This window comes from Amphibacillus indicireducens (assembly GCF_039539605.1).
GTDB classification, from domain to species: domain Bacteria; phylum Bacillota; class Bacilli; order Bacillales; family Amphibacillaceae; genus Amphibacillus; species Amphibacillus indicireducens.
In genome coordinates this window covers 1-14,619 of sequence record NZ_BAABDL010000016.1, presented here as the reverse complement: position 1 = coordinate 14,619, position 14,619 = coordinate 1, and the positions used below count along the sequence as shown (strand labels likewise).

16 protein-coding genes and 1 rRNA gene are annotated in these 14,619 nt (G+C 37.6%); 9 read left to right on the top strand and 8 right to left on the bottom strand.

Features of this window, described 5'->3' with window-relative positions:
* Positions 1–674: 674 nt before the first annotated feature.
* Complete coding sequence (locus ABD814_RS01625) at positions 675–1,634, top strand: glutathione S-transferase family protein (RefSeq protein WP_344909709.1); 960 nt, start codon at positions 675–677, stop codon at positions 1,632–1,634.
* Positions 1,635–1,706: 72 nt separating this feature from the next.
* On the opposite strand, the gene ABD814_RS01620 is transcribed toward ABD814_RS01625, so the two are convergent.
* From ABD814_RS01620 to cysK, 4 genes are all read right to left on the bottom strand, one after another.
* Positions 1,707–2,690: an ABC transporter substrate-binding protein gene (locus ABD814_RS01620; RefSeq protein ID WP_344909708.1), complete on the bottom strand. Its 984-nt coding sequence runs from the start codon at positions 2,688–2,690 to the stop codon at positions 1,707–1,709.
* A 19-nt stretch (positions 2,691–2,709) separates the two neighbouring features.
* Positions 2,710–3,468 carry an ABC transporter permease gene (locus tag ABD814_RS01615; RefSeq protein ID WP_276649297.1) on the bottom strand — a complete coding sequence of 253 codons (759 nt, stop codon included), beginning with the start codon at positions 3,466–3,468 and terminating at the stop codon, positions 2,710–2,712.
* A complete protein-coding gene (locus tag ABD814_RS01610; protein ID WP_344909706.1) occupies positions 3,401–4,243 on the bottom strand; it encodes an ABC transporter ATP-binding protein in 843 nt (280 codons plus the stop codon). The genes ABD814_RS01615 and ABD814_RS01610 overlap by 68 nt, the downstream gene beginning before the upstream one ends.
* 83 nt (positions 4,244–4,326) lie before the next feature.
* Entirely contained in the window at positions 4,327–5,259 is a 933-nt protein-coding gene (gene cysK, locus ABD814_RS01605) for a cysteine synthase A (RefSeq protein ID WP_344909705.1), read from the bottom strand.
* Positions 5,260–5,457: 198 nt separating this feature from the next.
* Here cysK and ABD814_RS01600 point away from each other — a divergent pair, with 198 nt between their 5' ends.
* A complete protein-coding gene (locus ABD814_RS01600; RefSeq protein WP_344909703.1) occupies positions 5,458–6,204 on the top strand; it encodes a pirin family protein in 747 nt (248 codons plus the stop codon).
* 20 nt (positions 6,205–6,224) lie between these two features.
* Here the strand turns inward: ABD814_RS01600 and ABD814_RS01595 are convergent, their stop codons facing one another.
* Both ABD814_RS01595 and ABD814_RS01590 read right to left on the bottom strand, forming a co-directional pair.
* On the bottom strand, positions 6,225–6,641 hold the full coding sequence (locus ABD814_RS01595) for a GNAT family N-acetyltransferase (protein WP_344909702.1): 417 nt from the start codon (positions 6,639–6,641) through the stop codon (positions 6,225–6,227).
* A gap of 97 nt (positions 6,642–6,738) precedes the next feature.
* Positions 6,739–7,452: a DsbA family oxidoreductase gene (locus ABD814_RS01590; RefSeq protein WP_344909701.1), complete on the bottom strand. Its 714-nt coding sequence runs from the start codon at positions 7,450–7,452 to the stop codon at positions 6,739–6,741.
* A gap of 243 nt (positions 7,453–7,695) precedes the next feature.
* Here ABD814_RS01590 and ABD814_RS01585 point away from each other — a divergent pair, with 243 nt between their 5' ends.
* The 5 genes from ABD814_RS01585 to ABD814_RS01565 all read left to right on the top strand — a co-directional run bounded on the left by ABD814_RS01585 (position 7,696) and on the right by ABD814_RS01565 (position 12,270).
* Positions 7,696–7,932, top strand: coding sequence for a YuzF family protein (locus ABD814_RS01585; RefSeq protein WP_344909699.1), 237 nt, complete (start codon positions 7,696–7,698; stop codon positions 7,930–7,932).
* A 39-nt stretch (positions 7,933–7,971) separates the two neighbouring features.
* On the top strand, positions 7,972–8,862 hold the full coding sequence (locus ABD814_RS01580; protein ID WP_344909698.1) for a manganese catalase family protein: 891 nt from the start codon (positions 7,972–7,974) through the stop codon (positions 8,860–8,862).
* A 251-nt stretch (positions 8,863–9,113) separates the two neighbouring features.
* Entirely contained in the window at positions 9,114–10,364 is a 1,251-nt protein-coding gene (locus ABD814_RS01575; RefSeq protein ID WP_344909697.1) for an EAL and HDOD domain-containing protein, read from the top strand.
* A 96-nt stretch (positions 10,365–10,460) separates the two neighbouring features.
* Positions 10,461–11,168 (top strand): N-acetylmuramoyl-L-alanine amidase CwlD, encoded by a 708-nt coding sequence (gene cwlD, locus ABD814_RS01570; protein ID WP_344909695.1) that lies wholly within the window; start codon positions 10,461–10,463, stop codon positions 11,166–11,168.
* 67 nt (positions 11,169–11,235) lie between these two features.
* A complete protein-coding gene (locus ABD814_RS01565) occupies positions 11,236–12,270 on the top strand; it encodes an Mrp/NBP35 family ATP-binding protein (protein ID WP_344909694.1) in 1,035 nt (344 codons plus the stop codon).
* Between the two features lie 64 nt (positions 12,271–12,334).
* Here the strand turns inward: ABD814_RS01565 and gerD are convergent, their stop codons facing one another.
* Together gerD and pdaB are read right to left on the bottom strand one after the other, a co-directional pair.
* A complete protein-coding gene (gene gerD / locus ABD814_RS01560) occupies positions 12,335–12,952 on the bottom strand; it encodes a spore germination lipoprotein GerD (RefSeq protein WP_344909692.1) in 618 nt (205 codons plus the stop codon).
* Positions 12,953–13,023: 71 nt separating this feature from the next.
* Complete coding sequence (gene pdaB / locus ABD814_RS01555; protein ID WP_344909691.1) at positions 13,024–13,785, bottom strand: polysaccharide deacetylase family sporulation protein PdaB; 762 nt, start codon at positions 13,783–13,785, stop codon at positions 13,024–13,026.
* Between the two features lie 167 nt (positions 13,786–13,952).
* Between pdaB and ABD814_RS01550 the strand changes: the two genes are divergently transcribed.
* On the top strand, positions 13,953–14,168 hold the full coding sequence (locus tag ABD814_RS01550; RefSeq protein WP_344909690.1) for a hypothetical protein: 216 nt from the start codon (positions 13,953–13,955) through the stop codon (positions 14,166–14,168).
* 296 nt (positions 14,169–14,464) lie between these two features.
* Positions 14,465–14,619: ribosomal RNA gene (locus ABD814_RS01545) — 16S ribosomal RNA — on the top strand; the annotation flags it as partial.

Here is a 14,619-nt window from a genome sequence, read left to right as displayed (position 1 = left end):
TTTTCACTTAATTAGTGAAAGATCGATTGTGTATTTTTAATTGATTTAACGCAGTTTCTTAGTGGCTTATGGTCGGGCTGTGAATAATCTAGGAAAATAATATTTCGATATATATCTTTATTAGTAGGTATAACGTCATTACTCCCTTTACCTTACATTGAAACAGATGGTACCAACCTTATAAAAGAGATTTTTAGTGCATTTTCAAAGCGACATTTACCTACTTTGGATAATAAGTGATTAGTTTTTATAGTGTACATCAATGCTATTTATTAGATTATCTGTTGATAAGACAATTAATAAGGGCAAGACAGTTAATAAAATAAGTAATATCTGAAATATCGTCTACTAATCAAAGCATTTTAATTGTTGTCGCATGTTTTCCCGAAAATACGCGCAATGAGTAATGGAATTCCATGATTCATTGCGCGTAATTTATGTAAACTCTAATCTTTAATTTAGTTAATCTTAATTATTTCTCTCAATCCTTTGTCGTCATACTTAAAGCTTAACTAGTAAAGAAAGAGAACGCAATAAATTCTTCGCAAATTAATTCAATAAAAAATTATTGGGTGAGTAAACAGCATATTTGTTTAATAACTACGCTCTACCTATAATGGATGTAAGGGAAAACGGTAATTTTTTAAAAAAACAGTAACAGGAAGGGGATTGAGATGGGTTTATTAGTAGATGGTAAGTGGCAAAAAGATTCGGCATTAATCGATGAAAAAGAAGGGCGCTTTATTCGGAAAGAGTCACAATTTCGTAATTGGGTAACAGCTGATGGTAGCGCTGGACCGACTGGCGAAGGGGGCTTTAAAGCTGAGCCAAATCGCTATCACTTATATGTATCATATGCTTGTCCTTGGGCGAATCGGACGTTGATTATGCGTCAGTTAAAAGGTCTAGAAGAGTTGATTTCTGTATCTGTTGTCAATCCTTATCGTGATGAAAATGGTTGGACATTTGCACCCGGTGATGAGGTTGACCAAGATCCTGTCCTCGATGCAGATTATTTACATCAAATTTATACATATGTCGAGCCTGACTATAGTGGACGTGTGACGGTACCTGTTTTATATGATCTAAAACAAAATAAAATTGTTAATAATGAGTCATCAGAAATTATGCGGATGCTCAACTCGGCGTTTGACGAGGTTGGTGCGGATCAAGGGGATTATTATCCACCAGAATTAAGTGATGAGATCGATGCGTTAAATGATGAAATCTACGATAAGATAAACAATGGGGTTTATAAAACCGGCTTTTCAACAAAACAAGCGGTATATGATGAAGAGGTCACTAAATTATTTGAGGCGCTTGATCAACTAGACAAAAGATTAGAGGATAAGCGTTTTCTATTAGGTGATCAACTGACAGAAGCGGATTGGCGTTTGTTTGTCACGCTGATTCGATTTGACAGTGTCTATCACGGTCACTTTAAGTGTAATCTGAAGCGAATTGTTGATTACAAAAATCTCTGGCGATATACGAGAGAGCTTTATAATTACCGAGGTGTTGCAGAAACAATTAACTTCGATCATATTAAAGAGCATTATTATGCCACGCACAAAAATATCAATCCAACTGGAATCGTTCCAAAAGGGCCAGAGCTTGATTTTAGTTTAGCTTAATTTTTTTGCAAAAGGAAATTGAAAGAGTCTGACGAACTATCGTATCAATCGTTAGACTCTTTCTCATTTAACTTAATTGTTTAGTTGATCTAGGAAGGATAAATCAATTAATCCATCTATGTCATTTGAAGAGACATATCCTGCTGATTCACTTATATCAGCCATCTCTTGAATAACTTGTTGATTAACATCTGTTGTCACTTGTAGGCGATTAAATGCTGCTTCAGCTTCAGCTGCGTCAATGCCACGTCCTGTTAATCCTTCGATATGTTGAATGACTAATTCTTGAGCCGCCCCAGGATTGCTTTGAATAAAAGTTACCGCCTTTTGGTGAGCTCTTAAATAAGCGAGTACCATATCTTCATTTTGTAGAAAATCCTTTCTTGCTGCAACGACGGTGTTGGTTGAATCTTTACCCCAAGCGAATGCATCCCAATCTAATAATAACTCTCCATCTGCTTGTGTTTCTAATACATATCCCCACGGCTCCTGAGTTGCTGCTGCATCTACCGATTGTTGGACGAAAAGGGTAACTGTATCGGCAGGGGCTGATGCATAGAGTTCTACTGTTCCCCCATTGTCTGTCGTCGTTAGATTAACGTCTTGTAAGGCTTTTCTGAGCATCACATCTTGTGTGCTACCGATAACTGGGATGGCTACTCTTTTTCCGTCTAAGTCGGCTAATTCAGCAATCCCACTATCTTGAGTTGCGACTAATACGGCACCGCCATTTACAGCGCCAGATATGAGATGGAATTCTGGATTTTGAATGTAGAAATTTAAAAGTGGACCAGGTCCGACTGTACCGACATCAATCTCATTTGTTTGCATCGCTTCCATAAATAAACCACCATTTGTAAAGGTCTTCGTTTCAATAGTAATATCTTCATCGAATTCTTCAGCGAAATAATCATTTTCTAGTGCGACAATGGTTGCGATGTGAGTCAAGTTCGGAAAGTAGCCAATGGTCACCTCACTGTCATCATTATTGGCACATCCGACCAATAGACCTAATACTAAAAGCGATGAAATTACTGATTTTAAAATACTTTTCATTTGTGTTCCTCCTCATAGTTTAACTTCTATTTGTTCCCCATTTTAGTTGGACTGCATTTTCTAGACGTACAAATACAATTCGATCCATTATTGTTCCGATAATGGCGATGATAATCATAACGGAGATAACGAGATCCATCTGACCAAGCGAACGACCGGTTTCGAGTAATTGTCCTAATCCACCACCAGCCCCTAGTAATTCCCCTGCCATTAAAGCACGCCAAGAAAAGGCCCAAGCAATCCGCATTCCAGAAAGAAGTTGTGGGACTGAAGCGGGGATAATGACTGTTTTAATAAAATGCACCCCCTTTGATCCGAGTGTTTTAGCAACACGCTGATATAATAGTGGAACATTTTTGAACCCACTTGTGGCACTAATTGTCATTGTCCATGTTGCTCCAATTGTAACGATAAATAAAATCGCAAAGTCATTGAGCCCAAACCAAATAATTGCTAAGGGAAACCAAACAATACTTGGAATTGACTGTAATGCTGTCACAACAAAGCCGAGAGTATCTTCGATTAACTGGTAACGCCAAATTAGATAGCCAAGAAAAACACCTAAGATTGTGGCGATAGAGAATCCAATAAAGATTCGCCTGATACTATTCAAAATTGCGATTGTAATTTGTCCATTCAATAAGCCATTGAATAAGGTCGAAAAAACTTGGATCAGGCTCGGAAACATAAAGGAAGGTAAACTAGAAAACCTAGATGTGGCTTCCCAAATCATTGCGATCAGAATGATGAAGCTGATTCGTCTTAAGGCTGTAGTCATCGCCCATTTCCTCCTTTAACACTTTTACAATTTCTGATTGTAAAATAGCTAATATCTTTTGTTCAGTATTTAGTGTAATCGAGTCTGGCATCATGCCATCTTTTGTTGTTGTGATTGTAAATGTTTCTTTAATCTGACCAGGTCTTGTTGCAAAGACAATTACTTTTTCGGATAGCTGGACTGCTTCTCGAATATTGTGAGTGATAAAAAATATCGTTACTTTTGTTTTTTTCCAAATTTCTAATAGTTCATGATGTAGTACCATCCGCGTTTGCTCATCTAATGCTGAAAAGGGTTCATCCATTAATAAAATGTCTGGTTCAGTGACGAGGGATCTAGCAATCGCTACACGTTGTTTCATTCCACCTGATAGTTGATGTGGATAAGATTGACTATATTTACTTAAGTGAACAAGTTTCAAAATGTCTAAAGCCTTTTCTTTAGCAGTTGTTATCGGTATGTTTTTTAGTTTTAGACCATACATGATATTTTCTAATACAGTTAACCAAGGGAATAAACCATCTTCTTGGAAGACGACGACACGATCTGGACCTGGCTTAGTTACTTTTTTTCCGTTAACATAAATGGATCCAGTATCTGTTTGTTCTAAGCCTGCGATTAAATATAATAAAGTTGATTTTCCACATCCGGAAGGACCGACAATCGATACAAAACTCCCTTTGTCAATATCGATATTAATATCTTCTAAGACCTTTATTGGTTGGTTTTTTTCGTCAAGGAAGCTTTTATTAATACCTTCAATCTTTACATACATCTGATCACCTCAAATTATAATATTATATTCATATGCAATTAGTTGGAATTGAGTCCGTAAAATATGACTAATGGATGGACTTTTTATCCGTTATTAAATAAATCAGTTGATAAATAGCGTTCGCCAGTGTCAGGTGCAATACAGACAACTGTTTGATTTGGTTGTAAACGTTTCGCAACTTGTAAGGCTGCATACACAGATGCCCCACCAGACGGGCCAAGTAGAATGCCCTCTTTTGCTGCTAAAGTTCGAACAGTTTTATAAGCCTCTTCGTCTTTAATTTGAATAATTTCATCATAGATTGACGTGTTTAATACAGATGGAATGAATCCTGGGCTTGTTCCTACTAACTTATGTTTGCCAGGCTTTCCACCAGATAATACTGGTGAACCAGCTGGTTCAACGACATGAACGGTAATGGCAGGATCATATTGTTTTAAAACTTCACCAGTACCAGTAATCGTTCCACCAGTACCTGCCGTTCCAACAAATGCTGTCAGTTGTTTGTTGGACGAATTCATTGCTTGAATGATTTCTTTGGCAGTTGTTATACGGTGGATTTCTGGATTTGCTTGATTATCAAATTGCATTGGCATAAAGGCATTGACCATACCTTGGCTAATTTCTTTAGCTCTTGAAATAGCAGCTGGCATTTTTCCTTGACTAGGTGTTAAAACGACCTTTGCCCCATAAGCTTTTAAAATATTAACCCTTTCTAGAGTTGCAGAATCAGGCATGACAATTATCAATTTGTAGCCCCTTGCAGCAGCATTCATGGCCAGACCGATGCCGGTATTTCCTGAAGTTGGCTCAACAATTGTTGAACCAGGAGTTAAGATGCCGGCTTTTTCGGCTACTTCGATCATATGAAGTGCCGCCCGATCCTTTACACTTCTTCCTGGATTAAAATATTCTAATTTAACAAATATCTCTGCACCATTTGGATCGTTAATTCTGTTTAACTTAACTAAAGGCGTTTCACCAATTAATTCAGAAATATTTTTAGCAACCTTCATGTAATTTATCCCCTTATTTTAGTAATGAATGTTATTATAACAGATAATTCTGATTATTCAACCCATTTTAGTCGGATTATTTAATTTAATTTAAAATAGATTAGAAAGTGCTGTATTCCTTTGAGTGAGCGGGTCTTATTATAATCAAAAAATCAGTAATCTGTGAGTTCTTTTGCTAGAATAGAAGTAGGAAAGAAGGTGACTTTTAAATTGATGCTGAAATTAACAAACGAACACCATCAACAACCTTTTAAGGGGCCGATTTCAATCACACGAATCGAGCCAGGCAATATTTTTAAAGGTGAACAGAAAGATACAGCCTTTGGCCCGTTAAGTATCATTGATCATGCTGTTATGCGTAAAAACTTAACGATTAAAATGCATGAACATGTAAATGATGAGATCTTGAGCTACGTCTGGCGGGGCACGATTCATCATCGGGATTCTGCTGGAGAGCAAGCTCCAGTAACGAGAGGAAATCTAATGATGATGAATGCTGGGGAGAGTTTTTGGCATGAAGAGAAAGTGACCGATGAACAAGTGGAGATGTTACAGATTTTTGTCCGACCAAAGGAAGCGAATCTTAAACCAATGATTCAATTCCAAGACAAAGAACCAAACAACCGTGACTGGTATGTGATGGTTGGACCGGAAGAAAGTGATGCACCACTTCATGTTCGCCAAAATGTCTATATTCTTGATGCACATCCAAAGGTGGGCGAACAATTGAAAGTTCCAGTATATCAAGGTTATCAGCCGTTTTTGTATGTGATGGATGGGGCTGTAACGATTGGTGATTTGACGGTGGAAAAGCAAGAGGCAGTGACTGATGTAGTCAATCCGCTTCCGACTGTGACTGCGATTCGGGATACGACGCTTGTGTTGTTCTTTGTTGATTTCAATGCACCAATGTCTTTTGCAGGTACAATTAGCGGATTAAAGTAATAAACGAACGGATAGATCAGTTACGTCGTCTCAGTTGAGAGTTGTTTTTCCATAATCAGATATTCTTTACCGCCTTTAGAAAAACTCTGATCTGTTGCTTGGAGTCCAAATTTTTGATAAAAAGCACTTTTATTTGTGCGGGCATTACACCAAATTCGCTGAACCCCAGCTAACTTTGCTTGTATTAAAGTGTGCCGCAGAAGAGTACTGCCGTAGCCTTTATTTTGTTCTGTTGTAATGGTGGCAAATTTTCTAAATTGTGCCTCCTCGTTGTTGATAAAGAGAGAGATCACAGAAATTAGCTTCGTCTCGATAAAAAGTCCGTAATGGATCGCACGATCATCGCCGTCAACTTTAATATAATCAAACGGTTTTTCAGGCCACATCACGTTGTGTCTAATTTGCCAAGCCTGCTCTTGGGTAATTTTTTTAATCATTTTTCCACAACTCCATTTCTAAAACTAAGTATAAACAAATTTTTAGGCAAAATAAATACCCTGGAATGACTCGGTATCCAGGGTATCGATCAAAAGTTTAGTCACAACCGTCAGTGCCACAGAAATTTGTGTCAGCACCAAGTTTCTTTAATTTTGGCTTTAATGTAATACCTTCTTCTTTTGCGATTTCCTCAAGTGCATTTTCAAAATCAGCTTTTGTTTGTGCACCAGACAACGCATATTTATGATTAATCACAAAAAAAGGTACACCTGTAATCTGCAGTTGTCTAGCTTGATTCTTGTCAGATTCAACCTCGGATAGATAGGCATTTTTGTCTTCAATAATTGTCCTTACCTTATCTTTATCTAATCCAACCTCAGTAGCAAGCTCAATGAGTTGATCATGATTAGGCAAAAATTTATTTTCGGTAAATACTGCATGAAAAATGCGTTCATGATAGTCGACTGCTTTACCGACTTCGGCTGCATATTTGCCAACTCGGTGTGCATCTAATGTATTTTGCGACAACATGTCATCGAATTTATAATCAAGGCCAATACTTGTTGCTCGCTCAATGACTCCACGTACCATTTGTTGGATCGCTTCAAGAGGTTGTCCCTTTTGTTCGCTTAAGTCTTCTAGCATCCCCTTGGTCGGCTCAGTTGGAGCATTTGGATTCAATTCAAAGGCTTTAAAATTCAATTCTACTTGTTCCTTTAACCCTACGCTAATGAGCGCGCTCTCTAGTTCGCGTTTTCCGATATAGCAAAATGGACAAACATAATCTGACCAAACGTCAATTTTTAGCATTTCAATTCCCATCCCTTATCGCATCAATAAATCAATGACAATTTTTTAGTTAGCTGAATTATCTCACAGTCAAAATCACTATGAAAGAAATATGCTTGATATTTAGGGCGGATTTTAGCTGTTTTTTAATGATAAGTAACTCCTTATGAGATGAATGAAGCAATCATATTTAGGCAAATATACATTTCTCCTGATTTGCTTGCATATAGTACTATGGGCTTTAAGAAAAGGGAGGGTTGCATAATGAATGAAAAGTGGAATCTGAATGATCCATATCTGTATGAAGCTTTAAATGGATTGCTTAATCAGTCAATCGCCGTTCAAACACCACGCGGCTCCGTGCGAGGCATGTTGAGAAAGGTAATGCCAGATCATATCGTTGTTCGCATGGGAGGCGCGCCTTTTTATATTCGTATGAGTCAAATTATTTGGGTTAAACCAGAAGCGGTACGAATCACTTCGGAATTAGAAGAAAGATGATATTAACAGCTATTATTTAGCGATGGAGGCGTAAAGCTTATGATGAAGCGTGTGAATCGGATTGCGATTGAACTGCCTTATCCAGAGCATGGTGATATGAATGCTGCCGCAGCAGTTCAAGAATTAATGGGTGGAAAATTTGGGGAAATGTCTACGTTAAATAATTACATGTATCAATCGTTTAATTTCCGTGCTAAAAAGAAGTTTAGACCTTTTTATAATTTAATTGCTAGTATTACCGCTGAGGAATTTGGTCACGTTGAGTTGGTTGCAAATGCAATTAATCTGCTGTCGATAGGAAATACTGTTCCTGGTGATCCCGATAGTGCCCCACTACAAAATGGCAAAGATGCACGTTATTCTCTACACTTCACAACAACCCCACAAACGGCCTATCCAGGCGATGGAATGGGGAGACCTTGGACTGGTGAGTATGTTAATAATTCAGGTGTACTTGTTGAAGATCTGCTTGCTAATTATTTATTGGAAATTGGAGCAAGAACCCATAAAATGAGGGTCTACGAAATGACGACACACCCAACCGCCCTAGAAATGATAGGCTACTTACTCGTTAGAGGTGGGACACACGTTATTGCTTATGCAAAGGCAATTGAAATAGCTACAGGCGTTGAAATTGGTAAGATGCTCCCTGTGCCGAGCTTGGATAACAATAAATTTGATCACGCTAAGAAATTTATGGATCAAGGTTTATATAACGTGCTATATACATGGGGTGAGTCAGATTATCGGGATATTAATCAAATTTGGAAAGGGCGCAATCCTGAAACAGGTGAACAGTTAAAGGTAATTGATGGAATGCCTGAGGGTGCTCCAGTTCCTGATTTTCCAGAACTGCCAGAGCAATTTGCGCCAGGTATTGATTTAGACGATTATCAACGTATTTTAAAACGATTAAAAAGTCATTTATAAATCTTAGTCTTTATGACCTGATGCTAATACACCTCGTAAAGTCGTTTAACTTAGATGCGACTTAGGAGGTGTTTATTTTTTGTTCTTAGCTTACCTGAAGATAGTTTACATATCACCAAGTTTAGTCGATAATAAGAATAAATAGCGATTAATTTACAATTAAAACTAGACAAATGAGCAATGGAAAGTTAAATCTGCTGAACCATTAAACAAGTGGTGCGGGAGATTATTATAGGAATAGAGGTGTAAAAATGGGGAAAATCATGCTGGCAAAGCAACCTATTCTCAATCGAAAAAAAGAACTATTTGCATATGAACTGCTTTATCGAGGAGATGCCCCAGTTGAACAATTAGACGGTGACTTTGCTACAATCGATGTCATGGTTAATGCATTTCTTAATATCGGCATCAAACAATTAACTGACGACTACCCAGTCTTCATCAATTTCACAGAAAACCTATTAAAAGAAGGCATCGTTCAACAATTTGATCCAGGCGATTTAATTATTGAAGTTTTAGAAACGGTTGAATTAACAGATGAAATCATTGCCCTAATTAAAAAGCTCGCTCGACAAGGTTATCGCTTGGCACTTGATGATGTTACTTCCCAATTATTTGAGGTGTGGGAAAGTGCCGATTTAATTCGTTATTTAACCTTTATCAAAGTAGATTTTTTTCAAATTCGCTCGAGATTCATTCGACAAAAACTCGCCCGAACAGTACGTGCTAAATACCCGCACATACGACTTCTCGCTGAGAAAATTGAAACGAATGAAACGTATAAAGAAGCATTGGCTGACGGTTATCATTACTTCCAAGGTTATTTCTTTATGCGCCCAAAATTGATGGAATCAGTAGAAATCCCAAGCTATTATTTTACTTACTTGCGTTTAATTCAACAGATTGACCAAAAAGATTTTGATTTGATTAAAGTTGCTGATCTGATCCAAATGGATTTATCGTTATCATACAAATTATTAAAATTAATTAATTCACCATTTTATCGCCGCATGACTCGTATATATTCGATTCATCAAGCGGTTGTGTTGTTAGGGCAAGAAGAAATTAAGAAATGGCTTTATATTTTGGCCTTAAGAGAAAACTATCAACGCCGGGATATCGATGGAACAAGTGCACTCATCAAGAGCTCATATTATCGGGCAAAAATGTGCGAGAGTCTTGCTGAAAAGGTTGCTCCTGATTTAAAGCAAGAAGCTTTTTTAGTCGGATACTTTTCACAACTGCCAGCGATTTTATTACAGCCCATCGATAAACTGTTAAATTCATTATCATTGGACTATCAAATTGAACAAGCCCTATTAGAACAACCAGGGTTATTAACTGATATTTATCAACTTGCTGTTGCATTTGAAGAAGTGAATTGGAAGCGATTAGATGATCTAATTGTACGATTGAAACTTGATCAAGAAGTCGTCTATCAAGATTATCAAAATGCTCAAAAATGGGTGCAACACATTTTAAAAACTGAGTCTCCATTATGATTTGGGGGTTCAGTTTTTTTACTTAAACTGAATCGATCGTTCTAATTGGCCAAGCTATTCCATATAGTAAAGTAATGATGATTGGGGGTTTGGCGTATGGTAAGGCGATTGATCAGCATGTTTTGGTTGATTGGATTTTTAATGATTCTCTATTATATAAGTGGTCCGATTAAAGGTGCGATGGACTCGATCGATTCTTTAGCACTCCCATTAACGGGAAAAGTCATCGTGGTCGACCCAGGACATGGTGGTATGGATGGTGGAGCTGTCGGTGCCGATCAAACGCTTGAAAAGGAGATTGCTTTAATTGTTAGTCATAAGCTTCGCGATTATTTACAGCAGTCTGGTGCTAATGTCTATCTAACAAGAGAGACAGACCGTGATCTAGCAGAAGATTCGACTAATAGCGTTTCACAACGAAAAGTTGAGGATATCAAAAATCGAGTCGCTTTTATGGAAGAGAAGGATCCCGATATTTTTATTACGATTCACTTAAATGCCTTACCATCAACACAATGGAGAGGAGCGCAAACTTTTTATCATCCGAATCAACCGCAATCTCAAGTTTTAGCTGAAACGATCCAAGCTCAGATTAGAACGAATCTTGAAAATACAACACGCCAAGCTTTGGCTATTAATGGGGTCTATGTTTTGAAACATGCCAATCGACCAGCTGCCCTAGTTGAAATTGGATTTCTATCAAATCCCGATGAACGTGAGCTCCTCAAGCAAGCGAGTTACCAAGATGAAATGGCAGCGAGTATTTATTTAGGCGTTCTAGAATACTTCTCTGAACAAAATTAACCATTTTTAAGGGGAAATTAAATATGATATACTTGCCCTAAGACTGTTTAAGAGGAGTGATTGAACGGTGTTAAACAAACAACAAGTCATGGCGCTACTTAAATCGATTACTGATCGAACCTTAAATAAAACCTTAGCTGAGACGAACGGTGTCAGAGCGATTCAAGCAGAAAAGGGCACGGATCACGTCGGCTTAACAATAGCAATTGGGAAGATTAACACACCTGAGCAAACTGAAATTGAAGCGGAGATTGTCAATAAGTTTAATCGTGTCGGGGTTGAGTCAATTGCGATCCAATTTGAAGCCTTTACTGAAGCAGAACTCGCCCGCTTAAATCAAGCTAAATCTGAACCGCCATCATTATTAACTGATAACGGAAAGACAAAATTCATTGCTATTGCGAGTGGTAAAGGTGGTGTTGGTAAATCAACAGTCACAGTTAACGTTGCGGTAGCTTTAGCTCGTTTGGGAAAAAAAGTCGGGATCGTTGATGCAGATATCTATGGGTTTAGTGTCCCTGATATGATGGGAATTACTGATCGACCAACATTAAAAGGAAATCGGATCATTCCTGTTACAGCAAAAGGAGTTCAAGTCATGTCAATGGGCTTTTTCGTCGAAGATAATGAACCAGTTATTTGGCGTGGTCCTCGTTTAGGAAAAATGCTCCGAAGTTTTTTTGTCGAAGTTGAATGGGATGAACTTGATTACTTATTGTTAGATTTGCCACCAGGGACAGGAGATATGGCATTGTCCGTGCATCAAATGATTCCATCTTCGAAAGAGTTGATTGTAACGACACCTCATTCTACAGCCGCTTTCGTAGCATCAAGAGCTGGTAAAATGGCGATTAATACGAATCATGAAATTATCGGTGTGATTGAGAACATGTCCTACTTCCAAAGTCAGCTAACTGGTGAAAAAGAGTACGTTTTTGGCCAAGGCGGTGGTGAAAAACTTGCAGACGAACTCCAAGCACCACTTATTGCCCAAATCCCATTAGGACAACCATCAAAGCAAGGGAGCTCAATTTATGAGGAGATCGATCCAATCGGTCAAATTTATTTACAAGTTGCTCAATTTATTTTAGATCGAGACTAAGTTATTAATTATTTATCAAAGACCACCCCAAACGGAGATTTTCTGATCTGCTCGGGTGGTCTGTTTAATTACTTGAGCCACCACTCGATCCACTCTGATCCGATCCTTGACCTGACTCACTTTCGCCACTATCTTCACTGACAATTTTTTTAGCGTGTTGGATGACGATCTCAGTGACGGTCGCTTGAAATAATGGAGACTCTAACGTTTGTTGGATGCTTTCTTCTAAATGACCTTTAAATTGTTGGCTCTTTAACTGAGACTGAACAATCTGACCAAATTCAGGATTTGAAAAAAGCTCAAGCATCTTCTCTTGATAACTTGCATCAGCCATTAACCGCTTGAAGACATCTTCTTGTTGGCTGATCATTGCCTCTGAAAATGCCTTGACAAATTCATGATCGGTAAACATTTTTGACCAAAATTCCTTGCCCTGATCAGAAGTTAATGCCTCTTCTATTGCTGTTTTGACTGTCTCATCTTCAATGATATACAATTGTTGTGCAGAATCCTCTGCGATTACTTCAACGATGGCTTTTTTTCCATCTTCAGACTTCATAATATCCGTCACCATTTTTTTTGTTGTCTCATAATCAGGGCTTTGAGATTGAGTGCTATTTGTGTTACAACCGATCAATAAAGTAGTTATGAATAAGATAGATAAAAGGATACCTTTTCGCATTTGGTTGATCTCTCCTCAAATAAAATTGATAATCTTAATATGAGAAGTTTTATCAATAAATATGTGTTAATTTACTCAATTGAATTTGTGTCGATTTGTGCTTGGCTAATTAACTCAGAGATCGTGACAAATGAATAACCTTTTTCTTTTAAGTGAGGAATGATTGTTTCTAGCGCCTCTTTCGTTTGTGTAGCAGAATCAGATGCATGCATTAAAATGATATCTCCATTAGATGTATTAGTTATAACTTGTTCGACAATCTGATTAACTCCAGGTGTTTTCCAATCATCAGCATCAACACGCCAGTCAATGACTTGATAGCCTTGATTAACCGCTGTTGATAAGATGTCTTGATCAAAGTGTCCGCTAGGTGTTCGAATTAACGTTAAATCAGGATAACCTAGCTTAGTGAATGTATCCTTCGCTCGATAAAGGTCATTTTGAACATCATTAATCGTCTGTTTTAAATAACTTTTATAGCGATAGCCAAGCATCCCAATCTCATGACCACGATCAACGATTAAATCCACAAGATGCGGATGATGCTCAGCCCATTCGCCTAACAAAAAGAAAGTTGCTGACACACTCTCTGTCTCTAATTGATCCAGAATAGGTTCAAGCATTTGATCGCCCCAAGTCAGATTAAACGTTAAACTAATGGCACGATTATTTTCATCTCCCTTCATTAAAGCGCTTGGTTTTTCTGTTGAAGAAAATACGGCTGAATCGAGGTTGTTACTAATCACAATCAGAGTAACAACCATAATGCCAAAACCGAGAAGGTAACCTAGCTTTTTTAATTGTTTTAGTTTTATCGTAATAAAGAAAGACATGACATAACCCCTTTAATAAGTAAGATTACTTTAGCTTATGCATGTCCAACGCTAGATTATGAATAAAAAAGCGTGATGATGGTTTTCTTTTCGGTAGATTGGGAACATAATAAGTAGAGAAAATAAAAGTTGCTAAATTTAGCTAAAGTGAGAAAAGAGTGATGATTATGATTGGGATGATCGTTAATGAAAAAGAGTTGAGAGAGCTTGAGTATATGATCAAGAAAGAAATGGATGAATTGATATTTGATATGGAAGATACACGGATTGATGTGGTTGTTAAACGAGCAATGTACAATCGCTATCAAACGTTATTTCAATTATTCCGACGTGTGGCAACAGATCAAGAAGTACAGAAATACATTATGAACTACAAATTTTAAAAAAGAAACACTTATGATTGCAAAAAAGTATTGCAACAAATCTCTGAATGTGCTATATTGATTTTTGTTGTCTAAATGACGTCAAGAAAGAACTTAGTCTTCAACTTTCAACAAAAAAATATTTTTTCAAAAAAAGTATTGACGCCATTTTGATAACGTGGTATATTATATCTCGTCGCTAAAAATGAGCGGCAACGATTGATCTTTGAAAACTGAATCCAAACAACCAAAGAAGTTAAGAAAAGAAGTAAACAGAAGCTAGTGCTTCAAGAACGAGTGAATTCAACTCAATCAATTTTATTGAGAGTTTGATCTTGGCTCAGGATGAACGCTGGCGGCGTGCCTAATACATGCAAGTCGAGCGCGTGAAACTAAACTGAACTCTTCGGAGTGACGTATAGCGGATCGAGCGGCGGATGGGTGAGTAACACGTGGGCAACCTGCCTATAAG